This window comes from Massilia eburnea (assembly GCF_050709955.1).
In the GTDB taxonomy this organism is placed as follows: domain Bacteria; phylum Pseudomonadota; class Gammaproteobacteria; order Burkholderiales; family Burkholderiaceae_D; genus Rugamonas; species Rugamonas eburnea_A.
The window spans coordinates 36,879-60,867 of record NZ_JBNZFX010000029.1 but is presented as its reverse complement, the minus strand read 5'-3'; the positions used below and the strand labels follow the sequence as shown (position 1 = coordinate 60,867).

Sequence of the window (23,989 nt, the reverse complement as noted above, 5' to 3'; positions counted from 1 at the left end):
CATTTTGAGCCGCAGTGCGGCAAGTTCGGATGATTATATTGCCATTGCCCACCAGAAAAAGTCACGAAAACTCACTTTGACCAAGCAGTGATTTCACGCGTTGAATTCAAATGTGGCGGTTTTAATCTTTCCGCCACCAATGAGCTCCAGGTTCAGTTTCCTTCGCTTGGTTTGCGCCAGTTCTTGCAATTCTCGAACCAAAACCTTCGGCCGTGAAACCGTTGGGGGTCTGACCCTGCGGGTCAGACCCCGCCTTACCGGTCTTAAGATGGCTGCTTAACAATCCGCAAATACGGCTTAGGCGCCTTCCACCCACCAGGGAAGTGGGCCAAGGTGAACTAGCCGATGATCGGCGACACGGACCTCTCAAGCTTCAGGCAAACGGTACAGGTTTTCGGCCACTCGGCGCCAGTCGCCGCCGAGCGCGTCGGCAAATTGACGATGGTTCTTGAATTGCGCCGCCTGCTCCAGGCCGGGCGCAAGCAGTTCGAGCAGCTTGCCGTTCTCAAAGCTGACGAAATCCTCGATAGTGAAGCGCGCAGCCTTGCCATCGACCAGGACTTCGAACGGCAACATCGGGTAATACGAACCCTTCCACCGCTTATCGGCTTGCCAGACTGCGCGCGTCCATGGGAAACAGGCCAGGCTGACGTAGGTGCCAAATTGGTCGAGCAAGGCGCTCACCCCGTCGATCATATTCCCACGCGCGCGCACGGCGATAACATCAGGTTGCGTTGAGAGCTTGAATCCCGCTTCCGCCAACGCGGCTTGCAGCTTTTCGCGTGCAGCAGCCGTAGCATATCCCAACGACCGCGCGCCTCCCGCCACCGGATAGTTTGGCGCTGGCAGTTCCGCCATCGCTGGAATTGGCGGAGCATCGACCGTCAGCCGACTCTCAAAATATGGATACACAAACTGCTCCGCTAACGCGTTCCGAACATCGGCCGGCGTGGCAAAACACCCCAGGAACCGGGCGATGGTTTTCGCCACCAGATCTTCATCAATGGAGCCCTTGTGCCAAGCATAGGTGCCTACGACACCACGCGGCGAAATATCGCCTGCCAAGGGAGATTGAAGAGTCTCAACGCTCAGGGCTGCATCGGCGTCAAAGAACGAGGGGATGGAAACGAGCACACTGACAATGTCACCTCCATAGCGATCCTTGCTGATCATCACAGTGTGGACCAGATCCCCATGCCGGCACGCATACACTGACTTTGAGAGCGCCTTGAAGCCCAATGCTGCAATCTTCGCTTTAAGAGTTTTCATACGAGCGAAGCGGGTGGCGTCAGGAGATTGGTCTGGTAAGCATGCAAAGGCTTGGGAGCCGCCAGGTCTGCTGGCGGATCGAACTCGATCCTGATGCCCGGTCTTCTGGCCTTCGGGAACCGGGTCACCTTGAGCACCCGCTTGCCGTGAGCCTGCAATACGGAGAGCAGCGCTTCATCGTCTGGCAGTTCAAAGCCTGCATGCGCGAAGAACACAATATCGTACAAGCGCGGATGCCTGGCCAGGACAGACCAATCCACCTCCGTAGTCTCCAGCCACAAACCAGCACATTCCAGGTGCGGCAAATTGGCAAGCCATGCCAGGCCGGCCTGCGAAGACTCTTCCGCCTCCACGAACAGATAGCGCAACTTACCGAGTGAATGAATTGCACTCATATCGCGCAGGCTCTTCGCGCCTGCAATCTCCAGAATCTCGATCTCGCTCGCCGCGCCGACGCCAGATATATCCTCCAGCTTTTTTGCGCCGAGCAGGCGCAGCTCTCTCAAGCCACCAAGCGCCTCGCAACCTTTCAGGCTGGTGAGCGCACAACGGCGTAGGCTCATTGCTCCCAGCTCCTTTGCCTCTGCGAGAAACGCCAGGTTCGCCGCTTTCAAGTCTTCCACTTCCAGATAGCGGAGACGAGGATGATTCAGATGGCGCGCGTCAGGGACCGCGCCCCTGAACTCAAGCACCCTTAGCTGCGGCAACTTCCGCAAGTCGAATTCGGGCTGCGGCAGTTCATCGCCGAACGTGATCCGGCGCACTGCTATCAGCGTTTCCAGTCCAGCGGAAGATTCAACGTCCGGGTAGTACAGCCAATGCACATGACCCGAAAAATCGGCTAGCGGCTCAAAGCTGCCCAATGCACTCTTCGGCTCAATCGCGTCATACGCCGATTGCTTCAGCGCCTCGCGGCACGCGTCGTCCCATTCGAACAATCGCAGGATGACGGATGCTTCTTTCCCACTCAAAGTAAATGTATCGACACTCATCATCCGATACCTGCAATGGCTATTAAGGAATCCCACACGTGTTGCGCCGACCCCGTGCCGGGAAATATGGCCACGTTGCTGCGCATTGACTCCATTGTGATCGAAAGGACGCAACCATCTGGATTCGCCTTCAGGAACTTTTTTAATTCCAACGACGCTTGCCGGTCCATGCCTTTGGTCGGCTTGGCGTAGTACAGCAAAGTCGCACCTCTCTTACACCACGCGAAAGGTATGCTCTCCTTGCGTGAAAAGAAGCACAGCAAATTGCCATATTCGGGCATAACTTTCTGATGACCTGCCAATTGCGCAAGCATGCGCCTACGGTCCGCCAGGAATTCGAGCAAGCTTGGTGCCTCAGAAAAATCGAGGTCATATGCGCCGCCAGACTCGGAGAAAAACCGCGCAACGTCATATGGCAGCGGTCGCTCGCCGGTCACGTCCAGCCCATACAAACGAATGCGGTCGGCGCCCTGCATGGCAGCGGACAAGCTCCCCAGGCACGCCGTCTGCGCACGCAACCGGACTTCGTCAGCAAGGACGGTCTCCATCAGCTGGGCAAACATGGAGCCAGTCTGCAAATAACCAGCGCGCAGGTTCTCAAGGTAATTCGAATTTTCCATTTACTTGAACGAGACCGGATAGCGCCGGCGCCCCTCCGTTACATTCCTGGCATGCTCTCACAGGCGATGCACTAGCTTAGCAGAAGCGTACAAGAAGGAAATGTTTTCGAATTGACATTAAATGGAAAGCGTTGTTGCGCTGCCCTTGCCGGCAATGCAGGCGCCAGCCTGCCTAAAGCGTCTTGACGAAGTCGCGGATGCCGGCCAACAGCATCTCGATCGACATCGCGGCCAGGATCAGGCCCATCAAGCGCTCGAAGGCCGTCATCACCTGCGTGCCGAGGACTTTTTGCAAGCGCTCAGCGCCAAGGAACACCACCAGCCACACCACCACCACGGCAGCCAGCGCAGCTACGTGCGTGAGCACTTCCCCGGTGCTCTCGCGCGAGAACAGCAGCACCGTCGCCAGCGCGGACGGGCCTGCCAGCGCGGGAATCGCCAACGGCACGATGAACGGCTCGCCGCCCTCTTGCTTGCCCAGCACCCCGTCCGGATGCGGGAATACCATGCGGATCGCGATCAGCAGCAGGATCACGCTGCCGGCAATGCGCAGCGACGCTTCCGACAGGCTCAAGGCCTTCAGGAAGTGGCTGCCGAAGAACATGAATACCAGCAGCACGACAAAGGCGATCAGGCATTCGCGCACGACGATTTTCGGACGGCGCTTGGGCGGCACCGTTGCCAGCGCCGATGCAAAAATGGGAACATTGCCGAACGGGTCGGTCACCAGCATCAGCAGGATGAAGGTCTGGAAGAAGTCTTGGGTCATGAGTGGGAGTTTACACTACCGGCTTGCGTTGGCGAAGCTGCGGCTGAACCTGCCTTGCCCAGTTTGCGGTCGCAAACCTCGACACTTGCCACGTCCGGCCACAACTCCGGCACGATGCGCTCGCCCAGTTCCTGACGCAGTTTGAGGTAAGTTTCGCGGTCATTGGCGCGGCAGGCGAAGGAGGCAAACTTGTTGCGGCCGCGCAGGTCTTGCGGATGGCGCTGCAACAGGTCTTCAAAACCGCTCTTCACCATGCGCCATTCCGGCAGGCCGCGCTGCTCGCGGAACTGGATCGCATCGCTGCCGTTGCCGTCCTCGCGCCAGTACAGCAGCGCATACAGGGCGCCCCCCTCCACTGCCTTGGTGAAGAACACTGCGCGCCGCGCAAACTGGTCGAACTGCACCGCACTGCCGCCAGAACGCGGACTGTAGGCACGCGACATGGCGAAGTGGATCTGCTGGTCGTTCGGGAAGGCCTGCACCGCATCGAGATAGGCTCTGGCGGCGCTGCGGCGCGATCCTGCGCCCTCGAGCTGCAGGCTGATGTTCAGGCTATGCCACAGCGGGCAGGTATTGGCCTGCGCCTTCACGTGCTGCAGGCGCGCGATACCGCGCCCCAATTGCTCCTGGTAGAACTGCATGGCTTCTTTCGGCAGGTGGCCAATCGCGCCAAGACGCAGTTGCGAGGCATAAGCGCGCCAGTAGATGGCTTCCACCAGGGCCTGCGCCAGTCCATCGGCCGCTTGCTGGCGCCATTGTTCCAGTGCGTTGCGGTCGGCTTCCCAGGTTTGCGCGATACGGAAATAGCTGTCGAATTGCGCTTCGAAGCTGGCCGGGTCGGCCGTGCAGGCGTCGCGCAGGCCGCGCTCGATGGCGTCGAATTTGCGCTCGCTCCATTGCTTTTGCAGCACGGCCGGTTTGGCCGCTGGCGCGCCGCCCGGTTCCGGAAGGGAAACCGCCAGCATCAAAGACAACAACATCGAAGGAAACATCGACCATCCCGGCAACAGCGAAAAGATGCCAGGAATTGTATAGTCATTTCTTTTTGGAAATATCTCGAATTGCCACTAGTTGCTATTTTTTTCGCGTTTTGTGGCGGATTCAGTACACTCGCTTCTTTCCCGTTTATTTCGAAAGAAGATGATGAAGCGACTGTTTTCCTCCTGCCTGATCGGTGTCAGCCTTACCCTGGCAATCGCAGGCTGCGACCGCAGCAAGGCACCGGCTCACACTGAAGCTGCCGCCATTCCCCTGCAAAAAATCGATACCGTGGTCGGGACCGGCAAGGAAGCGGTCGCCGGCTCCAACGTCGCCGTCAACTACACCGGCTGGATTTACGAACCGAATTCGCCGCAACAGCATGGCGCGCAGTTCGACTCCTCCATCGGCCGCAGCCCATTCAATTTCCCGCTCGGCGCGGGGCAGGTCATTCCCGGCTGGGACCAGGGCGTGCAGGGCATGAAAGTCGGCGGCAAGCGCACCCTGATCGTACCTGCCAGCCTGGGCTATGGCAGCAACGGCGTCGGCCCGATCCCGCCGAACTCCAACCTGATCTTCGACGTCGAACTGCTGGAAGTACGTTGAAAAAAAAGGGGAAGGACTTTCGCCCTTCCCCCTTTTATCCGAAACCATCCGCTATCAGGCGGCGGTTTCGCCTTTCTTGATCCAGGCCGCCAGCTGGTGCGGGCGCAGGCCGTCGTAGTCTTCGAACGGCTGGTGAATCCATGGATTGTGCGGCAGTTCTTCCATCTGGTAGTCAGGCTTGAACGCGGAGCAGCCCTTGGTCCAGATCACCGCCGATTTCACCTCGGTGACGCCTTCGAAATTCTCCTTCAGGTGCTTCATCACCTTGGTCAGGGTCACGCCGGAATCTGCCAGGTCGTCGACCAGCAGGATCTTGCCGGACAGCGGACCCTTGGTCATGGTCATGTACTTGGCGATATCCAGGTCGCCGCGCACGGTGCCGGCTTCTTCGCGGTAGGAGCTGGTCGACAGGATCGCCAGCGGCACGTCGAAGATGCGCGAGAACACGTCACCAGGACGCACGCCGCCGCGCGCCAGGCACAGCACCATGTCGAACTTCCAGCCCGATTCGTGGACCTTGAGCGCCAGGCGCTCGATCAGGCGGTGGTACTCGTCCCAGCTAACCCACAGGTGCTTTTGGTCGGATACAGGAGTGGTCATGCTGTTAGTCTTTCTTATTCAAATGGGTGACGCAGGACGATGGTCTCTTCACGGTCAGGACCGGTCGATACCATGTCGATCGGCACGCCGACCACTTCTTCGATACGTTTGACGTAGGCGCGTGCGGCTGCCGGCAGCGCGTCCATCGACTTGGCGCCGACGGTGCTTTCGGTCCAGCCTGGCATCTCTTCGTAGATCGGCTGGCACAGTGCCGCATCTTCAGCGCCGACCGGGAAGATGTCGACCTGCTTGCCGTTGATGGTGTAGCCGGTGCAGATCTTCAGGGTTTCCAGGCCGTCCAGCACGTCCAGCTTGGTCAGGCACATGCCCGACACGCCGTTGATCTGTACCGAGCGGCGCAGCAGCGCAGCGTCGAACCAGCCGCAACGACGGGCACGGCCGGTCACGGTGCCGAATTCGTGGCCCACGGAGGACAGGTGGTGGCCAACGCCTGCATCGGTCGGCAGTTCGGATGGGAACGGGCCGGAACCAACGCGGGTGGTGTAGGCCTTGGTGATGCCCAGGATGTAGTGCAGCATGCCAGGACCAACGCCGGCGCCGGCAGCGGCGTTACCTGCCACGCAGTTCGACGAGGTGACGAACGGATAGGTGCCGTGGTCGACGTCCAGCAGCGAACCTTGCGCGCCTTCGAACAGCAGCGCGCCGCCGGCTTTGTGGGTTGCGTACAGCGCGGACGACACGTCGGTCACCATTGGGCGCAGGCGCGGCACGTAGGCCAGCGCGTCGTCCAGGGTCTTCTGGTAATCGATCTTCGGCGCCTTGAGATAGTTTTCCAGGACGAAGTTGTGGTAGTCCAGGTTTTCTTTCAGCTTCTCTGCGAAGCGCTCTGCGTTCAGCAGGTCGGCCACGCGGATGGCGCGGCGCGCCACTTTGTCTTCGTATGCAGGGCCAATGCCTTTGCCGGTGGTGCCGATCTTGGCGGCGCCACGGGCGGCTTCACGGGCTGCGTCCAGCGCAGTGTGGTAAGGCAGGATGACCGGGCAAGCCTCGGAGATCTTCAGGCGGGAAGCCACTTCCACGCCGGCTGCTTCCAGCTTGTCGATTTCGCGCAGCACGTCAGGCACCGACAGCACCACACCGTTGCCGATGTAGCAGGCCACGCCTGGGCGCATGATGCCCGAAGGGATCAGCTGCAGGGCGGTCTTGACGCCGCCGATCACGAGGGTGTGGCCCGCGTTGTGGCCGCCCTGGAAGCGCACCACGCCCTGGGCGTGTTCAGTCAGCCAGTCGACGATCTTGCCTTTGCCTTCATCGCCCCACTGGGTGCCGATAACAACAACGTTCTTTGCAGTTTTGTTTGACATCACAATTAGCCTAAGTTTTTGAGAATCCAGTTACTACCACTTTCGTCGAGCACCAGCGCGCGATCGCACTCGAACTCGTCCTGTTCATCGTTGTGACCCGGCAGGGACTGGATCACAACTTCGCCGGACTTGCGCAGCTCGGCGATTTTTTCCTTCAATTCAGGCGCATTGCCCCACGGCGCGCGGATCGAATGCTTGCGCTCCGCGGTCGGCAGCAGGCGTGCCAGTTCGCGCAGGTCCAGCGAGAAGCCGGTGGCCGGACGCGCGCGGCCGAATGCTTCGCCTACGTGGTCGTAGCGGCCGCCGCGTGCTACCGCGTTCGGCAACCCCGGCAGGTACAGCGCGAACATGGCGCCGCTCTCGTACTGGTAGCCGCGCAGGTCGGCCAGGTCGATCGCCACTTCGGCGCGGCCGATGGCCGATGCCGCCAGCGCCGCCAATTCGGCCAGCGCATGGGTGATGCCCGGCAGCGCAGGCAGCACTTCGCGGGCACGCTTCAGCACGTCGACGTCGCCGTACAGGTTCGGCAATGCCAGCAAGGCGGCGCGCGTCGTTTCGTTGTAATTGGCGGTCTGCTGCTGCAGGCCCGGCACGTCCTTGCCGCGCAACAGGGCGACGATGGCGTCGTAATCCCTGGTTGCCGCAGCGTCCTGTGCCAGGATTGCGCGCAGCACGCCGACGTGGGTCAGGTCCAGGCGCAGATCGGTGAAGCCGGCCAGGGTCAGCGAACCGAGCGCCAGTTCCTGGATTTCGGCGTCCGCTTCCAGGCCGGCATGGCCGTAGATCTCGGCGCCGATCTGGTATGGCTCGCGCGTCGAATGCAGGCCGGACGGACGGGTATGCAGCACGGAGCCGGCATAGCACAGGCGGGTCACGGTGGCGCGGTTCAGCAGGTGGGCGTCGATGCGCGCCACTTGCGTCGTCATGTCGGCGCGCAGGCCCAGCATGCGGCCGGAGATCTGGTCCACCAGTTTGAACGTGCGCAGGTCCGTGTCGGCGCCCGGCGCCGGTCATCAGGGACTCGACGTACTCCAGCATCGGCGGCATGACAAGCTCGTAACCGTACAGCCGGAAGTTATCCAGCATCAGGCGACGCAACTCCTCGATCTTGCGTGCCTCGGAAGGCAAGACGTCGGCAATATATTCAGGCAGAAGCCAATTCGGCATGGTTGGTGCTATTGAATTAAGAACAATGCAGGCGCAACGACGCCACCCACAAAAGCGGATGACCAAACCGCGTATTTTACGCGAAATTGTTGCGGTGCAGGTAAAAAAATGGCGCCGCAGAGCGGCGCCACAGGTGCTGAACAGCTTACTTGCCTGAGCCTGCGCTCTTGAAGTATTTGAAGAAGTCGGACTGCGGATCGACCAGCATCACGTCAGCCTTGCTCTTGAACGAAGCGCGGTAGGCTTCCAGCGAGCGGTAGAAACTTGTAGAACTCCGGATTGCGGCCAAACGCTTCGGCATAGATCTGCGACGCCTTGGCATCGCCCTCGCCCTTGATCTTCTCCGCCTCGCGGTAAGCCTCGGCCAGAATCACGGTGCGCTGCTTGTCGGCATCGGCACGCACCTGCTCCGATTCGGCGGCGCCGGTGGAGCGCGCCTCATTGGCGACGCGGGCACGTTCGGCTTTCATGCGCTCGTACACGGAGTTGTTGATCTGCTCAACGTAATCCACGCGTTTCAGGCGCACGTCGACGATTTCCACGCCGATCTGCTTGGCCTCGTCCACCACCTTGCTGCGGATCGATTCCATCACCTTGCCGCGCTGGCCGGAAATGACTTCGCGCACGGTGCGCTTGGTGATCTCGTCGTTCAGCGCCGCTTTCACGATCTGCTGCATGCGGTCACCGGACCTGCCCTCATCGCCGCCAAAGGAGACGAAGTACAGGCGCGGATCGGTGACCTTCCATTTGACGAAGGCATCCACCAGGATGTTCATCTTTTCGGCGGTGATGAAGCGGTCAGCCTCTTTCGGGTCCAGGGTCTGGATGCGCTTGTCCAGGTACACCACGTTCTGGAACGGTGGCGGCAGCTTGAAGTGCAGGCCTGGTTCGGCAATCACCTGCTTCACCTCACCCAGCGCGAACACGATGGCGTACTTGCGCTGGTCCACCACGAACACGGTGGACGACAGCAGCATCAGGGCGATGAAGCCCGTAATCAGGATAGTTGCAAAGCGATTCATTAACGGCCCTCCCTGTCACGGGACGATTCACGCGAACGGCTATCACGGCGGTTCGGGTCAGGTGTCGGTTCCGGCGGCAGCAGCACGGCCGTTGGCGGCGGCGGCGTCACGCTGGCGGCGCGCCCTTCGGTGGCAGCCACCTGGGCGATCAGCTTGTCCAGCGGCAGGTACAGCAGGTTGCTGCCGGCCTTGGAGTCGACCATCACCTTGCTGGTGTTGGAGAAGATCTGCTGCATGGTGTCCAGGTACATGCGGTCGCGCGTCACGCCCGGCGCCTTCTGGTACTCGGTCAGCACGGACTTGAAGCGGTCGGCATTACCGGTCGCGTTCTGCACCGTCATGGCGCGGTACGCCTCGGCTTCCTGGATCAGGCGGAATGCCGCACCGCGCGCTTTCGGCACGATGTCGTTGGCATAGGCCTGGCCTTCGTTCTTCTGGCGCTCGCGGTCCTGGCCGGCTTTCACGGCGTCGTCGAACGAGGCTTGCACCTGCTCCGGCGGCTGCACGCCCTGCATCGTCACATTGGTCACTTGCGCGCCCGAGTTGTAGCGGTCCAGGATGGCCTGCATCAGTTGCTGGGTATCGGTGGCGACCTTTTCACGCCCTTCATACAGCACGAAGTCCATCTTGCTGCGGCCGACGATTTCGCGGATAGCCGTTTCGGCCACCTGGCGCACCGTGTCTTCCGCGTCGCGGTTGGCGTACAGCCACTTGACCGGGTCGCTCAGCTTGTACTGCACGGCGAACTGGATGTCGATGATGTTTTCATCTTCGGTCAGCATCAACGCTTCGGAAGCCATCTTCGACTTCGCGCTGCCGCGGTAGCCCACTTCCACAGTGCGCACCTGGGATACGTTGACGATTTCATTGCCCTGGAACGGGTACGGCCAGCGCCAGTTGAAACCGGCCGGCGTGGTATGGCTGAATTTACCGAACGTGGTGACCACGCCGGTCTGGCCTTCCTGCACGATGAACGCGCCGGAAGCAAGCCACACCAGGGCCGCCACCGAAGCGACTGCGCCAAAGGTGAAGCTGGCGCCCTTCATGTCGCCGCCGCCATTGCCGCCACCACCGCCCGAATTGCTGCCGCGGTTTTTGCCGCCGCCAAACAGGCCGTTCAGGCGCTGGTTGAAATCACGCCAGAGTTGATCGAGGTCCGGCGGTCCTTCGCCGGGCTTTTTGCCTTCCTGGGCAATATAGTTGCCGAGTCTTTTCTTGAGTGAGGAAAAAGGCATATTTTTCTTTTAGTGAGATCCTACTTGGGTAAAGGTGAGAATACTATCTGGCGCCACCTCTTCTTTGGGGTTGGCGAGCGCCTCCTGCTCATCCCGTGCTGCCTCACAGATTGCATCGCGCAGCAGGTTCAGGCCTTGGCCCGTGCGTGCACTGATGAATACGCGGGAAATCTTATCATACTCATTACGTTCTACCGTCGGCTCCAGGCCCGCCGCATCGATCTTGTTCCACACCAGGATCTGCGGAATATGGTCGGCGCCGATTTCGCGCAGCACCAGGTTGACCTGTTCGATCTGCTCCATGCGGCTTGGCGAAGCGCCATCCACCACATGCAGCAGGAGGTCGGCGTGGATGGTCTCTTCCAGCGTGGCGCGGAACGCCGCCACCAGTTGGTGCGGCAGTTCGCGCACGAAGCCGACCGTATCGGACAGCACCACGTTGCCGATTTCCTCGCCCATGTAGACGCGGCGCGAGGTGGTGTCCAGCGTCGCGAACAGCTGGTCCGCCACGTAGACGCCAGCCTTGGTCAGCGTATTGAACAGGGTCGATTTGCCGGCGTTGGTATAGCCGACCAGGGACACCGAGAAGGTATGGTTGCGGCCCCGCGCACGGCGCTGGGTCTCATGCTGCTTGCGCAGCTTGGCCAGCTTGGCGCGCAGCATCTTGACGCGCTCGCCGAGCAGGCGGCGGTCGGTTTCGAGCTGGGTTTCACCCGGGCCGCGCAGGCCGATACCGCCCTTCTGGCGTTCCAGGTGGGTCCAGCCGCGCACCAGGCGCGTGGCCAGGTGCTGCAACTGGGCCAGCTCGACCTGCACCTTGCCCTCGTGGCTTTGCGCACGCTGCGCAAAGATATCGAGGATCAGGCTGGTGCGGTCGAGCACCCGGACTTGAAGGCGTTTTTCCAGATTGCGCTGCTGGGCTGGGGACAGCGCATGATTGAAGATGACGATCTCGAGCTTGTGATCCTGCACCGCATGACCGATTTCATCGGCCTTGCCGCTGCCGACGAAATACGCGGCATCCGGCGCGGAGCGCTTACCGGTAATGGTGGTGACCGGCTCTGCGCCCGCGGAGCGGGCCAGCAGCATCAACTCCTCGATACTGGCAGCAAAGTCGCCCTGACCGAAATCTACCCCGACTAAAGCTGCACGCATACGAAGTGTCTTACTCCGCTGCCTCGGAGGAGTTATCCATGTTCAGGTTGACGGCGCGGGCAGGCACCACGGTGGAAATGGCGTGCTTGTAAACCATCTGGGTCACGGTGTTACGCAGCAGGACCACGTACTGGTCGAAAGACTCGATATGGCCCTGCAGCTTGATGCCGTTGACCAGGTAGATCGAGACTGGAACGTGCTCTTTGCGCAGCGCGTTCAGGAATGGGTCTTGTAACAATTGCCCTTTATTGCTCATAACAGCTCCGTTTTATGTTGTTGTGTACGAATTGGAGACGCTGCGCCTGTTTTTCAAGTGCTGGGGATGCTGCTCCAAAGACACTGTACCTTGTTTTTTTAAATCTTGCAGCGGGATAAACCTTAAGATCGACTTATCCGGGGTCAGGATCGGCATTTGCTCTGCAAATATCGGACCTGAACCCGCCTGACTTTACTTGCCTTCGCGTTTATCGAAAGGGTTTTTGCCGTTGCGCAACTCAATGCGCAGCGGGGTACCGACCAGTTTGAAGGTATCGCGGAAATGCTTCTCCAGATAGCGCTTATAGGGCTCGGACACCGCATCCAGCGAATTGCCGTGGATAACGATGATCGGCGGGTTCTGCCCGCCCTGGTGCGCATAGCGCATTTTCGGACGCACGCCGGCCTTGCGCTTCGGTTCCTGCTTCTCCAGTGCTTCCTGCAAGGCGCGGGTCAGCTTCGGCGTCGGCAGGTCGGCCGTGGCGGCGGCGTAGGCGCCGTTCACGGACTTCATCAGCGGGCCGATGCCGGTGCCGCGCAGGGCCGAGATGAAATGGGTGTTGGCGAAGGACAGGAAGTCCAGCTTGCGGTCCATGTCCATCTTCACCTGGTCGCGGTCGTCCGACTGCAGGCCGTCCCACTTGTTGACCGCCACCACCAGGGCGCGGCCGGTTTCCAGGATGAAGCCGGCGATGTGGGCGTCCTGCTCGGAGATGTCCTGCTGCGCATCGAGCATCAGGATCACCACATTGGCTTCCGAGATCGACTGCAGCGTCTTCACCACCGAGAACTTCTCGATCGCTTCGAACACCTTGCCGCGGCGGCGGATACCCGCCGTGTCGATCAGGGTGTACTGCTTGCCCTCGCGCTCGAACGGGATCTCGATCGAATCGCGGGTGGTGCCCGGCATGTCGAAGGCGATCACGCGCTCTTCGCCCACCAGGGTGTTGATCAGGGTCGACTTGCCCACGTTCGGACGGCCCACCAGGGCGATCTTCACGCCGCGCTCTTGCGGCAGCAGCTCTTCCTCGTCGGCCGGACGCGAAGCGAACGCCTTGTCCAGCGCTTCGGCCACCAGGTCGTGCACGCCGTCGCCGTGGGCGCCGGAAATCGCATACGGATCGCCCAGGCCCAGCTCATAGAAGTCCGATACGGCAGCGGTATAGCGCATGCCTTCGGCCTTGTTCACCACCAGCAGCACAGGACGGCCGGATTTGCGCAGGAAATCGGTAATTGTCTTGTCGTGCGGGGTCATGCCCTGGCGGCCATCCACCAGGAACACCACCACGTCGGCCTCCGCCACGGCCTGCTTGGTCTGCAGCGCCATCTGGAACATGATGCCTTCCTTGGCGACCGGCTCGAAACCGCCGGTATCGATGACCAGGAACGGGCGATTGCCCACCCGGCCCTCGCCGTAGTGACGATCGCGCGTCAGGCCAGGGAGGTCCGCCACCAGCGCATCGCGCGAGCGGGTCAGTCGATTGAATAAGGTCGATTTCCCGACGTTCGGGCGACCTACAAGTGCAATTACCGGCTTCATATTGTTTTTATTCGACCGCGATAGCGGCCACAGTCCCATTCTGGGTTTGGAAAATCACATTCGGACCCGACAACAGCGGCGCCGACTTGATGGCGCTGCCGTCGGTACTGATCCGACCTAATACCGTGCCATCTTCCCGCGACAGGAAGTGCACATAACCTTCAAGGTCGCCCACGGCCACGAAACGGCCATAGGAAACCGGAGCCGACAAGCGGCGGTAAGCCAGCTTCTCGTTCTTCCATGCCGATGCGCCGCCTTCGCGGGCAAAGGCTTGCACGGCGCCCTTCTCGTCCGACACGAACACGAAGCGCTGGTCCACGCCCAGGCCCACGTCCGACGACGCCGGCTTGGTCCAGCGGGCCACGCCGGTGTTCAGGTCCAGGCAGCCTACCTTGCCCTGGTAGCTCACGGCGCACAGGTCCTGTTCGAACACGGACGGCGTGCCGCTGATGTCGGACACGCGTTCCAGCTCGGTGGCGCCGCGCGGTTCGGACAGCGGCGCTTCAAAGCGCGGCACGCCGTTCGACAGCGCCAGCGCCAGGATGCGGCCCGCAGGCTGCGCCGCGTACACGTTGCTATTGGCGATCACCAGGCCTGGCATATTGCGCAGGGTCAGCGGCGGCGTCACGCGCTGGATGAACCAGCGCTTCTTGCCGTCTGCCGCGTCATATGCGGTGACCTTGTTGTCCACGGTGCGCACGATCACCACGTCGTTGCCGACCGCCGGCGCCGACAGGATCTCACTCGAAGCCTGGATCTTCCACAGCGCCTTGCCGCTGCCGTCGAAAGCCATCAACTGGCCCTTGACGGCGCCCACGGCCAGCAGCTTGCCGTCCGGGCTGACGCCGACACCGGCGGTCAGGTCGATGCCGGTCTTGCTGCGCCACTGCACCTTGCCGCTGGCGGCATCCAGGCGCTCGATCACGCCGTCGGAATCGGCCACGAACACGCTGTTGTCAGCCAGTGCTGGCGTGAAGACGTTGGCGCCGGCCTTGCTGGTGCTGTGCTTCCAGACCATGCGGGCCGGAACGCCGGACTTGATTTCTTCCAGCTTGGCCGGCGCGAACTTGTCTTCCTTCTTGAAAGGATTGAGGCTGCCGCAACCGCTAGCCAGTGCCAGTACGCCCAGTGCAATTACAGTACGGGTCGTCAGCATGGCTTAAGCCTTCACTTCCGGCACGCTGCCGCCGATCGATTCCAGCTTGAGCTGGATCAGCTGGCGGCCGGGATTGTTCTTGTCGGCGGCTTCCAGCGCGGCCTTGTAAGCGCTGCGCGCCTCTTCCAGCTTGTTCTGCGCGGCCAGGATATCGCCCTTGCGGTCTTCCACCGAAGCCTTGAACTGCGGCAGTGCGGCCACGGCCAGCGCCTTCAGCGCAGCGTCGTAGGCTTTCTCGTCCAGCAGCACGCCGGCCAGGCGGATCGACGCGATATTCTTGTGTTCGTCGTTGCCATGCGCAACCACCCACTCCAGCTGCGCCTTGGCAGACTTCAGGTCATTGGCGTCGAAGAAGGACTTGGCGGCGCTCAATGCGGCCAGCGAAGCGTAGGTCGAGCGGCCGAACTTGTTCTCGATATCGCCGGCCACGCGCGCCACCTTGGCGTTGTCCTTGGCGGTGACGGCGGTCTGCAGTTCATCGAACAGCACGGAAGCCTGCGCCGCCTGGTTGCGCTGGTAATAGTTCCAGCCGTTCCAGCCCGAATAGGCGGCCAGGCCTGCGATCACCACCCAGGTGCTCACGTTGCCGTACTTCGCCCACCAAGCTTTGAGGTTAGCAAGCTGTTCTTGTTCGTCGAGATCGTATGCCATGTTTCAGTCTGCCTGTTTCTTTAATTAATGGTGGTGGTGATGGTCGTGGTCACAATCGTCTCCGCATGTGATCTGGTCCACGACGTAATCGACAACGCCTTCAAACGCGACGGTCTGTTGCTGGCCCTCGCCTTCTGCAGCGCGCATTGCCTTGACGACGGCAGTGCTGTTGGCCACTTCGTCTTCGCCGATGATGACCGCGAAGGTTGCGCCGGAGCCATCGGCTTTTTTCATTTGCGACTTGAAGCTGCCGGCGCCGCTGACGCCGCCGCAGTGCAGGACCACGTCCAGGCCGGCATCGCGCAGGCGCTCGCCGATGATGAAGGCTTGCATGCGCGCCGCTTCGCCCTGGTGCACCAGGTAGACGTCGCACTGGCGCGGCGCAGCAGTGTCGCCGGCGCCTTTCATCAGTTCGATCAGGCGTTCGATACCCATGGCGAATCCGACCGCCGGGGTTGGCTTGCCGCCGAACATTTCGATCAGCGGGTCATAGCGGCCGCCGGCGCAGACCGTGCCTTGCGCGCCCAGTTCGTCGGTGACCCATTCGAACACGGTGCGGTTGTAGTAGTCGATGCCGCGCACCAGGCGGGTGTTGACGGTGTACTGGATCGCGTTGGCGTCCAGGATCTTCTTCACGCCTTCAAAGTGGGCCAGAGATTCGCCGCCCAGGTAGTCCAGCAGCTTCGGTGCGCTGTTGACGATGCCTTGCAGGTCCGGGTTCTTGGTGTCCAGGATACGCAGCGGGTTGGTATGCAGGCGGCGCTTGGCGTCGGCATCCAGGTGCTCTTCGTGCTGCTCCAGGTAGGCGATCAGGTCGACCCGGTGGCGCGCCCGCTCCTCGGCGTCGCCGATGGAGTTGATTTCGAGGCGGATGTTCTCCAGGCCCAGGTCATCCCACAGGCGGCGGCACATCGCGATCATCTCGGCGTCCACGTCGGGGCCGGTGAAGCCCACGGCTTCCGCGCCGAACTGGTGGAACTGGCGGTAGCGGCCGCGCTGCGGACGCTCGTGGCGGAACATCGGGCCCTTGTACCACAGGCGCTTCGGGCCTTCGTACACCAGGTTGTGTTCCAGCACGGCGCGCACCACGCCTGCGGTGCCTTCCGGGCGCAGGGTCAGCTTGTCGCCGTTCATGGAGTCTTCAAAGGAATACATTTCCTTCTCGACGATGTCGGTCACGGCGCCGATGGCGCGCGAGAACAGGCGGGTTTCTTCCACGATCGGGGTGCGGATCTGCTGGAAGCCGTAGCTCTGCACCACGGACTGCGCGGTGTTCTCGAAGATTTCCCACAAGTGGGCGTCAGCCGGCAGGAGATCGTTCATCCCCTTGATGGCTGTGATTTTGTCTGCTTTATTGGACATGTTCTTTAAGCTGCTTTGCTGTAGTTTTTCTGTACATAGTCGAGCACGATCGCCTGGAACTCCTGGACGATATGATCGCCGCGCAGGGTTGCCACTTTCTGGCCGTCGACAAACACCGGGGCTGCCGGCGATTCGCCGGTGCCCGGCAGGCTGATGCCGATGTTGGCGTGCTTCGATTCGCCCGGGCCGTTGACGATGCAGCCCATCACGGCCACGTTCATCGCCTCAACGCCTGGGAAGGTCTTCTTCCATTCCGGCATCTGCTCGCGCAGGTAGCTCTGGATATCGTCCGCCAGTTCCTGGAACACGGTGGACGTGGTGCGGCCGCAGCCCGGGCAGGCAATCACCATCGGGGTGAACTTGCGCAGGCCCATGGTCTGCAGGATTTCCTGGCCCACCACCACTTCCCTGGTGCGGTCGCCGCCCGGTTCCGGGGTCAGCGAAATGCGGATGGTGTCGCCGATGCCTTCCTGCAGCAGCACCGACAGCGCGGCGGTCGAAGCCACGATGCCCTTGCTGCCCATGCCGGCCTCGGTCAGGCCCAGGTGCAGCGGATAGTCGCAGCGCTTGGACAGTTCGCGGTACACGGCGATCAGGTCCTGCACGCCGGACACCTTGCACGACAGGATGATCTTGTCGCGTGCCAGGCCCAGTTCTTCCGCACGCACCGCGTTTTCAATCGCGGAGGTGATCAGCGCTTCGTACATCACCGCTTGCGCGGTCCACGGATTTTCGCGCGCCGCATTTTCGTCCATGATGCGCGCAAGCAGCGCCTGGTCCAGCGAGCCCCAGTTGACGCCGATGCGTACCGGCTTGTCGTACTTGGCCGCCACTTCGATCATCTGCGCGAACTGCGTATCGCGCTTGGCGCCCTTGCCCACATTGCCCGGGTTGATGCGGTACTTCGACAGCGCAGCAGCGCATTCCGGATACTCGGTCAGCAGGGTGTGGCCGTTGTAGTGGAAGTCGCCCACCAGCGGCACGTCGATGCCCATCTTGTCCAGCTGGTCGCGGATGTACGGCACAGCGGCAGCTGCCTCCGGACGATCGACCGTCAGGCGCACCAGCTCGGAGCCGGCGCGTGCCAGGTCCTTGATCTGGATTGCCGTCGCCACCGCATCGGCGGTATCAGTATTGGTCATCGACTGCACCACCACCGGCGCGTCGCCGCCGACCCAGATCTTGCGCTCGCCGTGCTGCACCAGCACGCGGCGGCTGATGCGTCGCGCCAGCGGGCCGGAAGGGATCGGATTGTTCGAAGAAGACATGCTTGGCTACTCTTATTACTTGATATTCACGAGGGCATACGACTTGCCCGCACCTTGCGGCAGGTCCAGCTTGCCGCCGGCCAGGCTGGCGCTTACCGCGCCTGGCTTGCCGACGATCAGCACGTCATCCGCGCGCACATTGAAAGTTTGCGTGCTGCCGGCCCGCACTACGCCACGGGTCACGTTGGGCTGGCCGGCACGGCGGATCTCGACCCACGAATCTTCCTTCACTGCCAGCACCAGCTTGCCGCCTGCTGCGCCTACCGCCGGAGCCGCACCGGCAACGGTCGCAGGCACTGCCGGCGCGGTCGCAACTGGCGCGGCGCCCTGGCCAGGCGTTGCCGCCGGGAGCGCGGCAACAGCGCTCGGCTTGACCGGAATCAGGCCCGGCGAGGCCGCAGCCGCCGCCGCAGTGCCGGCGGCCGGCGCTGCGCCAACAGTCGGCGCAGCGCGGTTGACAGGCGCGGTGGCCGGCGCAGTTCCCGGCGCAGCGACGCCGCCGGTGGTCGTGCTCATGCCGGCAGCCGCCGCTGGAACGGTACCGGCCGCTGGCGCAGGCGTGTCCACGCCAGCTACCGCATCCGGTGCAGTATTGCTGCCAGGTTGCGGCGGCACAGAAATCAGCGGCACGCTCTGCGTCTGCATGGGCGCCTCAGCAGGCGGCACGCCAGGCTGGATCGCCACCACAGGTACTGGCGCTTCGGCCGGAGCGGCAGGCGCTGCAAGGCCGCCACGGGTCGCCAGCGTCAGCGGCGCCAGGATCCCCATTTGCCAGGCCGCGGCCAGGCCGATCAATGCCAGCACGCCAACGCCGGCCACAATCGCGCCCAGCGGCTTGCCGTTATTACGTTCGTTCAGCGAAGGGAAGCGCGACGCCTGGAACGACGCCTGCACCCTGGTCGGACGCACGGTCGCATCGGCATGGCCGGCAGCGCCCTCCACTTCCACCATTGCCACCAGCGGCGCCGGATCGAGCCGCACCGCCTTCGCGTAAGCGCGGATGAAGCCACGCGTCACCGCGCGGTTTGGCAATGCATCGAAATCACCCTGCTCGATCGCCGCTACCTGGCGCGGCGCCAGTTTCAATTGGTCTGCCACCTGCTCCACTGACAGTCCCATGGCCTCGCGTGCTGCTGCCAGTGCCGCCCCGGGCGCGGAAGCATGCTGCTGGCTGGTCGGCTTGTCCTGCTCAGAATCCATTGGTTCCCCGTTCTCACTCATCAAACGCCCCACGTTGATACGCTGCATACTCCGGCGACTGGGCGTGATGGCGCCGCAGTTGGGTCGCAAAGCTCTGCTCCAGGCCCTCATCGCCCATTTTGTGCTGCACCTTGACCGCCAGCCACAGCACGTCGGCCGACAGGCCGTCCAGTTTCGCTACCTTGTGCAATTGCGCGATAAAGAAGCCGGCGCGCGGATAATCGCGCCGCGCATAGTACACCTTGGCCAGGCCGATATTCGTTTCCGGCACATCAGGCGCCAGCTTCAGGGCCGGCAACAGGTATTTTTCCGCCTGGTCGATGTCCTTGACCTTCAGCGCACAACTGCCCGCATTGTTCATGGCACTGGCCGGCGAACGATAATTGCGGCTTGCCAGCGCCGTATCGAAATGCTTGAACGATTCCTTGATGCGATCGTTCTGGCACAGAAAAGACCCGTAATTATTGTTCAGGTCAGGATCGTTCGGCGCCATTTTCAGGGCCTGCAGGAAGTTGTCGTTGGCCAGTTCCTTCTCGCCCATGCGCATATAGATGATGGCGCGCAAGCTGTAGCCATTGGCTCCCTGCGGATCGGCGGAAATCGCCTTCTTCACCTCATCGAGCGCGATCGGGTAATTACCCTGCTCGAAATAACCGATCGCGAGCTGCATGCGGATCTCCGCGCGTTTTTGCGCGGCGGTCTGGTCGGAAACGGTTTTCAGGTCTTCTTTACCACTGGGGCCATACACCGAGGTCACGCAGCCCGCCAATACACTGGCCAGCGCGACCGCGGCCAGGCACTTGAAGCGGCGCTGGGCGAAATCGGTCATCAGGAACGGATCTCCACAATCTTGCCAAAATCGGCGCCGTACTTCTTCTGGTATTCGGTCATCTTCTCCATCCTTTCAGCCACGCGGGTGCGATCTTTCACTTCCCCCGCCAACTGCCCGCAAGCTGCGTCGATATCATCGCCGCGCGTCTTACGGATGGTGGTTACGATGCCCGCATTCATCAGAATTTCAGCGAAGGCCTTGATGCGCGGGTTCTTGGAGCGCAGCAGGCCCGATTCCGGGAAGGGGTTGAAAGGAATCAGGTTGAACTTGCAATTAACACCGAACTGAGGATGGTTCACCAGCGCGATCAGCTCGCGCGCATGTTCATCCGTGTCGTTGTAATTATCGAGCATGCAGTACTCGAATGTGATGAAGTCGCGCGGCGCGAACTCCAGGTAGCGCTTGCACGCCGCCAGCAGCTCCTTCAGCGGGTACTTCTTGTTCAGCGGGACCAGCTCGTCGCGCAGCTTGTCGTTGGAGGCGTGCAGCGATACCGCCAGCGCCACCGGCACGTCTTGCGACAGCTTGTCGATCATCGGCACCACGCCCGAGGTGGACAGCGTCACGCGGCGGCGCGACAGGCCGTAGGCGTTATCGTCCAGCATCAGCTTGAGCGCGGTGGCGGTCGGTCCGTAATTCAGCAGCGGCTCGCCCATGCCCATCATCACCACGTTGGTGATCTGGCGTTCGCCTTTCGGGCCGGGTTCGATGCCTTTGGTTTGGCGCAGCGCGAATTCGGCCATCCACAACTGGCCGATGATTTCGCTCACGGTCAGGTTGCGGTTGAAGCCCTGTTTGCCGGTCGAGCAGAAACGGCAATTCACGGCGCAGCCGGCCTGGGTGGAAATGCACAGCGTGCCGCGGTTTTCTTCCGGGATGAACACGGTTTCCACGGCATTGCCATTGCCCACGTCCACCAGCCATTTGCGGGTGCCGTCGGTCGAAGTATGGTCGCTGATGGCAGTCGGCGCCACGATGTGGGCGCGCGTCTTCAGCTTCTCGCGCAAGGATTTGGCGAGGTCGGTCATGCTGTCAAAGTCGGACGCACCGAACTGGTGGATCCAGCGCTGCAGCTGTTTGGCACGGAAAGGCTTCTCCCCCAGCTCGGCGCAGTAGGCGACTAGTTGCTCCGGATCGAAATCCAGCAGATTGGTGAGGGATGTTTCCATGCTTTTTTACTCAATTTCAAAAACGGCTTTGCCCCGGACCAAAGATCCGGGGCAAGGCGCAATACTACTTTACTACATTACAACCGCTAAAAATTAACGGGAGTAGACGTTCAGTGCTGGGAAGTAGTAGGCGATTTCCACAGCAGCGGTTTCAGCGGCGTCGGAGCCGTGCACAGCGTTCGCGTCGATGGAGTCAGCGAAATCAGCACGGATGGTGCCTTTTTCTGCCTTCTTCGGGTCGGTAGCGCCCATCAGGTCGCGGTTTTTCAGGATCGCGCCTTCGCCTTCCAGAACCTGGATCATCACCGGGCCGGAAATCATGAAGTCAACCAGGTCCTTGAAGAAAGGACGCTCGCGGTGCACTGCGTAGAAGCCTTCGGCTTCAGCGCGCGACAGCTGGGTCATGCGGGCAGCGATCACTTTCAGGCCTGCGCCTTCGAAACGGCTGTAGATCTGGCCGATCACGTTCTTGGCTACTGCGTCAGGTTTGATGATCGACAGGGTGCGTTCGATTGCCATTATGAAAAACTCCAATAAAAAGAAAGGTTTAAAACAAGAAATTAGATTCTCGATCAACCCTAGATTTTAACATAGTTCATTCTCTATGCCCAAGGAAACACTCCCAAGGTGCTTGTAAGGGCTTCCCGTAAGCGTTTTTAAGTCTTTCCTAAGCCAGAAAGCCCCCATCCGGTCGACGACATGCTATGCTTTTTGGTAAAGGAGGCATTTAACTATGCAAAACGTACATCATTTTGGTAGCAGCGTCGCAACCGACAACGCACAGCTGCGCAATCGCGTCCTGCGCAACACTTACTGGCTGCTGTCGCTGTCGATGATCCCGACCGTGCTGGGCGCAATCATTGGCGTCATGTTCGCGATCCCGATCCCGCGCGGCTTCATGGGCTTCCTGCTGTTCATGGCAGTGGCTTTCGGCTTCATCTGGGGCATCCAGAAGAACAAGGATTCCGGCCTCGGCGTCGCGCTGCTGCTGGGCTTCACCTTCTTCATGGGCTTGCTGCTCACACCGCTGCTGACCCGCACCCTGGGCTTCGCCAACGGCGGCACGCTGATCATGACCGCTTTCGGCGGCACCGCAGCCATCTTCATGGCGCTGGCCAGCTACGCGACCGTGACCAAGCGCGACTTCTCGATGATGGGCAAATGGCTGTTCGCCGGCGTCATCGTGCTGCTGCTGGCATCGGTGGCTAACATCTTCCTGGGCATGGGTGCGCTGGCGATCGCCATCTCGGTGCTGGTCATCGCCATTTTCTCCGCTTACATCCTGTACGACGTGCAGCAGATCGTCAACGGCGGCGAGACCAACTACGTGTCCGCCACCCTGGCGCTGTACCTGGACGTCTACAACATCTTCAGCAGCCTGCTGAGCCTGCTGGGCCTGGCCGGCGACCGCGAATAAGCGATCCGCCACCCACAAAAAAGCCGGCTTGCGCCGGCTTTTTTTTCGCCCTGGAATCAGGCCAGGTCGAACACCGCCATCGACTCCACATGGGAGGTGTGCGGGAACATATTCATCACACCGGCTTGCGACAGGCGGTAGCCGGCCTGGTGCACCAGCACGCCGGCGTCGCGTGCCAGGGTCGATGGCGAGCAGGAGACGTAAACCAGCCGCTTTGGCAGCATCTCCGGATTGCTCTCCTTCAGCTCGGCCAGCGCCGCAGCCAGGGCCGCGGCACCGTCGCGCGGCGGGTCGATCAGCATGCGGTCGAACTTGCCGAGGGCGACCAAGTCGTCCTTGGTGATCTCGAACAGGTTGCGGCACTGGAAAGTGGTGTGGCCGTCGACGCCATTCACCTTGGCGTTGGACAGCGCGCGCTCGGTCAATGCGGTCGAACCTTCGATACCCACCACTTCGCGCGCCTGGGTTGCCAGCGGCAGCGTGAAGTTGCCGAGACCACAGAACAGGTCGGCCACGCGCTCGTCCTTCTGCACGTCCAGCAGGCGCAGCGCCTTGTGCACCAGCACGCGGTTGATGTGGTGGTTCACCTGGGTGAAGTCGGTCGGCTTGAACGGCATCTTGATGCCAAATTCCGGCAGCGTGTAATACAGCTCCTTGCCGGCCGGGTAGAACGGATAGGCGGTGTCCGGGCCCTTGGGCTGCAGCCACCACTGGATCTGGTACTGGTCGGCGAAGGCCTTCAGCTTTTCTTCGTCGCCCTCGCCCAGCGGCACCATATTGCGCATCACCAGCACGGTGTTGTCTTCGCCGACGGCCAGCTCGAGCTGCGGCACCTTGTCGAAGATGGCGAGCGAATGAATCAGGGCGCGCAGCGGCATCAGCATGTCCGACACGTGCTTCGGCAGGATCTGGCAGCTCTGGATATCGGCCACGAACACCGATTTCTTTTCATGGAAGCCGACCAGCACCGTGCCTTTCTTGGCCACGTAGCGCGCGGACAGGCGCGCGCGGTAGCGGTAGCCCCAGGTCGGGCCGTACATCGGGCGCATCATGGTGTCGGACTTGACCCGCGGCCCCAGGTGCCACAGGTTGTCTTCCAGCACGCGCTGCTTGATCGCCACCTGCGCCGACGCTTCCAGGTGCTGCATGGAGCAGCCGCCGCAGATCTCGAAGTGCTCGCACTTCGGCTTGACGCGCATTGACGATTCCTTGTGCAGCACCGTCATGCGGCCCTGCTCCCAGTTCTTCTTCTTGCGCTGCAGTTCGAAGCTGACCTTTTCACCCGGCAGCGCGCCCTCGATGAAAATGACCTTGCCCGGCGAGCCGTCTTCGTTCTCGATGTGGCCAACGCCACGGGCATCCATGTCCAGGGATTTGATTTCGACGATGTTGTCTTGCATA

General features: G+C 61.5%; 22 protein-coding genes and 2 pseudogenes. 2 read left to right on the top strand and 22 right to left on the bottom strand.

Annotation, left to right across the window (positions count from 1 at the left end; translation table 11 throughout):
- Positions 1–366: 366 nt before the first annotated feature.
- From ACQ4MM_RS15165 to ACQ4MM_RS15145, 5 genes are all read right to left on the bottom strand, one after another.
- Positions 367–1,269, bottom strand: a complete 903-nt coding sequence (locus ACQ4MM_RS15165; RefSeq protein ID WP_431478124.1) for a hypothetical protein — start codon at positions 1,267–1,269, stop codon at positions 367–369.
- Entirely contained in the window at positions 1,266–2,264 is a 999-nt protein-coding gene (locus tag ACQ4MM_RS15160) for a hypothetical protein (protein WP_431478123.1), read from the bottom strand. The genes ACQ4MM_RS15165 and ACQ4MM_RS15160 overlap by 4 nt, the downstream gene beginning before the upstream one ends.
- Entirely contained in the window at positions 2,261–2,881 is a 621-nt protein-coding gene (locus ACQ4MM_RS15155) for a hypothetical protein (protein ID WP_431478122.1), read from the bottom strand. Before ACQ4MM_RS15155 ends, ACQ4MM_RS15160 begins: the two co-directional genes overlap by 4 nt.
- Before the next feature lie 172 nt (positions 2,882–3,053).
- The gene (locus ACQ4MM_RS15150) at positions 3,054–3,650 is read right to left on the bottom strand and encodes a MarC family protein (protein WP_090444612.1); all 597 of its coding nucleotides are present in this window, start codon (positions 3,648–3,650) and stop codon (positions 3,054–3,056) included.
- The gene (locus tag ACQ4MM_RS15145) at positions 3,647–4,642 is read right to left on the bottom strand and encodes a hypothetical protein (RefSeq protein WP_431478121.1); all 996 of its coding nucleotides are present in this window, start codon (positions 4,640–4,642) and stop codon (positions 3,647–3,649) included. Before ACQ4MM_RS15145 ends, ACQ4MM_RS15150 begins: the two co-directional genes overlap by 4 nt.
- A gap of 151 nt (positions 4,643–4,793) precedes the next feature.
- Between ACQ4MM_RS15145 and ACQ4MM_RS15140 the strand changes: the two genes are divergently transcribed.
- On the top strand, positions 4,794–5,234 hold the full coding sequence (locus ACQ4MM_RS15140; RefSeq protein ID WP_431478208.1) for an FKBP-type peptidyl-prolyl cis-trans isomerase: 441 nt from the start codon (positions 4,794–4,796) through the stop codon (positions 5,232–5,234).
- A gap of 54 nt (positions 5,235–5,288) precedes the next feature.
- Here ACQ4MM_RS15140 and ACQ4MM_RS15135 read toward each other — a convergent pair whose 3' ends face one another.
- From ACQ4MM_RS15135 to ndk, 16 genes and pseudogenes are all read right to left on the bottom strand, one after another.
- Positions 5,289–5,834, bottom strand: coding sequence for a phosphoribosyltransferase (locus ACQ4MM_RS15135; protein WP_431478120.1), 546 nt, complete (start codon positions 5,832–5,834; stop codon positions 5,289–5,291).
- Positions 5,835–5,848: 14 nt separating this feature from the next.
- Positions 5,849–7,159: an adenylosuccinate synthase gene (locus ACQ4MM_RS15130; protein ID WP_431478119.1), complete on the bottom strand. Its 1,311-nt coding sequence runs from the start codon at positions 7,157–7,159 to the stop codon at positions 5,849–5,851.
- Positions 7,160–7,164: 5 nt separating this feature from the next.
- Positions 7,165–8,326 (bottom strand): annotated as a pseudogene (locus ACQ4MM_RS15125) (ATP phosphoribosyltransferase regulatory subunit).
- A 145-nt stretch (positions 8,327–8,471) separates the two neighbouring features.
- Positions 8,472–9,348, bottom strand: a pseudogene (gene hflC, locus ACQ4MM_RS15120) (protease modulator HflC).
- Positions 9,348–10,583, bottom strand: coding sequence for an FtsH protease activity modulator HflK (gene hflK / locus ACQ4MM_RS15115; protein WP_431478118.1), 1,236 nt, complete (start codon positions 10,581–10,583; stop codon positions 9,348–9,350). Before hflK ends, hflC begins: the two are co-directional and overlap by 1 nt.
- A 9-nt stretch (positions 10,584–10,592) precedes the next feature.
- A complete protein-coding gene (hflX, locus tag ACQ4MM_RS15110; RefSeq protein ID WP_431478117.1) occupies positions 10,593–11,738 on the bottom strand; it encodes a GTPase HflX in 1,146 nt (381 codons plus the stop codon).
- Positions 11,739–11,748: 10 nt separating this feature from the next.
- On the bottom strand, positions 11,749–11,994 hold the full coding sequence (gene hfq, locus ACQ4MM_RS15105; RefSeq protein ID WP_055931606.1) for an RNA chaperone Hfq: 246 nt from the start codon (positions 11,992–11,994) through the stop codon (positions 11,749–11,751).
- A 192-nt stretch (positions 11,995–12,186) separates the two neighbouring features.
- Positions 12,187–13,533, bottom strand: a complete 1,347-nt coding sequence (gene der, locus ACQ4MM_RS15100) for a ribosome biogenesis GTPase Der (RefSeq protein ID WP_431478116.1) — start codon at positions 13,531–13,533, stop codon at positions 12,187–12,189.
- 7 nt (positions 13,534–13,540) lie between these two features.
- Entirely contained in the window at positions 13,541–14,689 is a 1,149-nt protein-coding gene (gene bamB, locus ACQ4MM_RS15095; RefSeq protein WP_431478115.1) for an outer membrane protein assembly factor BamB, read from the bottom strand.
- A gap of 3 nt (positions 14,690–14,692) precedes the next feature.
- Positions 14,693–15,340 carry a YfgM family protein gene (locus ACQ4MM_RS15090; protein ID WP_431478114.1) on the bottom strand — a complete coding sequence of 216 codons (648 nt, stop codon included), beginning with the start codon at positions 15,338–15,340 and terminating at the stop codon, positions 14,693–14,695.
- 24 nt (positions 15,341–15,364) lie between these two features.
- Positions 15,365–16,702 (bottom strand): histidine--tRNA ligase, encoded by a 1,338-nt coding sequence (gene hisS / locus ACQ4MM_RS15085; protein ID WP_431478113.1) that lies wholly within the window; start codon positions 16,700–16,702, stop codon positions 15,365–15,367.
- Positions 16,703–16,707: 5 nt separating this feature from the next.
- On the bottom strand, positions 16,708–17,970 hold the full coding sequence (gene ispG, locus ACQ4MM_RS15080) for a flavodoxin-dependent (E)-4-hydroxy-3-methylbut-2-enyl-diphosphate synthase (RefSeq protein WP_431478112.1): 1,263 nt from the start codon (positions 17,968–17,970) through the stop codon (positions 16,708–16,710).
- A 15-nt stretch (positions 17,971–17,985) separates the two neighbouring features.
- On the bottom strand, positions 17,986–19,170 hold the full coding sequence (locus ACQ4MM_RS15075; RefSeq protein WP_431478111.1) for a helix-turn-helix domain-containing protein: 1,185 nt from the start codon (positions 19,168–19,170) through the stop codon (positions 17,986–17,988).
- Positions 19,171–19,183: 13 nt separating this feature from the next.
- Positions 19,184–19,999: a type IV pilus biogenesis/stability protein PilW gene (pilW, locus tag ACQ4MM_RS15070; RefSeq protein WP_431478110.1), complete on the bottom strand. Its 816-nt coding sequence runs from the start codon at positions 19,997–19,999 to the stop codon at positions 19,184–19,186.
- Positions 19,999–21,171 (bottom strand): 23S rRNA (adenine(2503)-C(2))-methyltransferase RlmN, encoded by a 1,173-nt coding sequence (rlmN, locus tag ACQ4MM_RS15065; protein WP_090444574.1) that lies wholly within the window; start codon positions 21,169–21,171, stop codon positions 19,999–20,001. Before rlmN ends, pilW begins: the two co-directional genes overlap by 1 nt.
- 93 nt (positions 21,172–21,264) lie before the next feature.
- Complete coding sequence (ndk, locus tag ACQ4MM_RS15060; protein WP_090444571.1) at positions 21,265–21,690, bottom strand: nucleoside-diphosphate kinase; 426 nt, start codon at positions 21,688–21,690, stop codon at positions 21,265–21,267.
- A gap of 214 nt (positions 21,691–21,904) precedes the next feature.
- Between ndk and ACQ4MM_RS15055 the strand changes: the two genes are divergently transcribed.
- Positions 21,905–22,588 carry a Bax inhibitor-1/YccA family protein gene (locus ACQ4MM_RS15055; RefSeq protein ID WP_431478109.1) on the top strand — a complete coding sequence of 228 codons (684 nt, stop codon included), beginning with the start codon at positions 21,905–21,907 and terminating at the stop codon, positions 22,586–22,588.
- Between the two features lie 56 nt (positions 22,589–22,644).
- Here ACQ4MM_RS15055 and rlmD read toward each other — a convergent pair whose 3' ends face one another.
- Positions 22,645–23,988: a 23S rRNA (uracil(1939)-C(5))-methyltransferase RlmD gene (gene rlmD / locus ACQ4MM_RS15050; RefSeq protein WP_431478108.1), complete on the bottom strand. Its 1,344-nt coding sequence runs from the start codon at positions 23,986–23,988 to the stop codon at positions 22,645–22,647.
- Position 23,989 lies beyond the last annotated feature (1 nt).

Coding starts and splice junctions, on each gene's coding strand:
- ACQ4MM_RS15165 (WP_431478124.1), bottom strand. CDS start 1,269: ATGAAAACTCTTAAAGCGAAGATTGCAGCATTGGGCTTCAAGGCGCTC.
- ACQ4MM_RS15160 (WP_431478123.1), bottom strand. CDS start 2,264: ATGATGAGTGTCGATACATTTACTTTGAGTGGGAAAGAAGCATCCGTC.
- ACQ4MM_RS15155 (WP_431478122.1), bottom strand. CDS start 2,881: ATGGAAAATTCGAATTACCTTGAGAACCTGCGCGCTGGTTATTTGCAG.
- ACQ4MM_RS15150 (WP_090444612.1), bottom strand. CDS start 3,650: ATGACCCAAGACTTCTTCCAGACCTTCATCCTGCTGATGCTGGTGACC.
- ACQ4MM_RS15145 (WP_431478121.1), bottom strand. CDS start 4,642: ATGTTTCCTTCGATGTTGTTGTCTTTGATGCTGGCGGTTTCCCTTCCG.
- ACQ4MM_RS15140 (WP_431478208.1), top strand. CDS start 4,794: ATGAAGCGACTGTTTTCCTCCTGCCTGATCGGTGTCAGCCTTACCCTG.
- ACQ4MM_RS15135 (WP_431478120.1), bottom strand. CDS start 5,834: ATGACCACTCCTGTATCCGACCAAAAGCACCTGTGGGTTAGCTGGGAC.
- ACQ4MM_RS15130 (WP_431478119.1), bottom strand. CDS start 7,159: ATGTCAAACAAAACTGCAAAGAACGTTGTTGTTATCGGCACCCAGTGG.
- hflK (WP_431478118.1), bottom strand. CDS start 10,583: ATGCCTTTTTCCTCACTCAAGAAAAGACTCGGCAACTATATTGCCCAG.
- hflX (WP_431478117.1), bottom strand. CDS start 11,738: ATGCGTGCAGCTTTAGTCGGGGTAGATTTCGGTCAGGGCGACTTTGCT.
- hfq (WP_055931606.1), bottom strand. CDS start 11,994: ATGAGCAATAAAGGGCAATTGTTACAAGACCCATTCCTGAACGCGCTG.
- der (WP_431478116.1), bottom strand. CDS start 13,533: ATGAAGCCGGTAATTGCACTTGTAGGTCGCCCGAACGTCGGGAAATCG.
- bamB (WP_431478115.1), bottom strand. CDS start 14,689: ATGCTGACGACCCGTACTGTAATTGCACTGGGCGTACTGGCACTGGCT.
- ACQ4MM_RS15090 (WP_431478114.1), bottom strand. CDS start 15,340: ATGGCATACGATCTCGACGAACAAGAACAGCTTGCTAACCTCAAAGCT.
- hisS (WP_431478113.1), bottom strand. CDS start 16,702: ATGTCCAATAAAGCAGACAAAATCACAGCCATCAAGGGGATGAACGAT.
- ispG (WP_431478112.1), bottom strand. CDS start 17,970: ATGTCTTCTTCGAACAATCCGATCCCTTCCGGCCCGCTGGCGCGACGC.
- ACQ4MM_RS15075 (WP_431478111.1), bottom strand. CDS start 19,170: ATGGATTCTGAGCAGGACAAGCCGACCAGCCAGCAGCATGCTTCCGCG.
- pilW (WP_431478110.1), bottom strand. CDS start 19,999: ATGACCGATTTCGCCCAGCGCCGCTTCAAGTGCCTGGCCGCGGTCGCG.
- rlmN (WP_090444574.1), bottom strand. CDS start 21,171: ATGGAAACATCCCTCACCAATCTGCTGGATTTCGATCCGGAGCAACTA.
- ndk (WP_090444571.1), bottom strand. CDS start 21,690: ATGGCAATCGAACGCACCCTGTCGATCATCAAACCTGACGCAGTAGCC.
- ACQ4MM_RS15055 (WP_431478109.1), top strand. CDS start 21,905: ATGCAAAACGTACATCATTTTGGTAGCAGCGTCGCAACCGACAACGCA.
- rlmD (WP_431478108.1), bottom strand. CDS start 23,988: ATGCAAGACAACATCGTCGAAATCAAATCCCTGGACATGGATGCCCGT.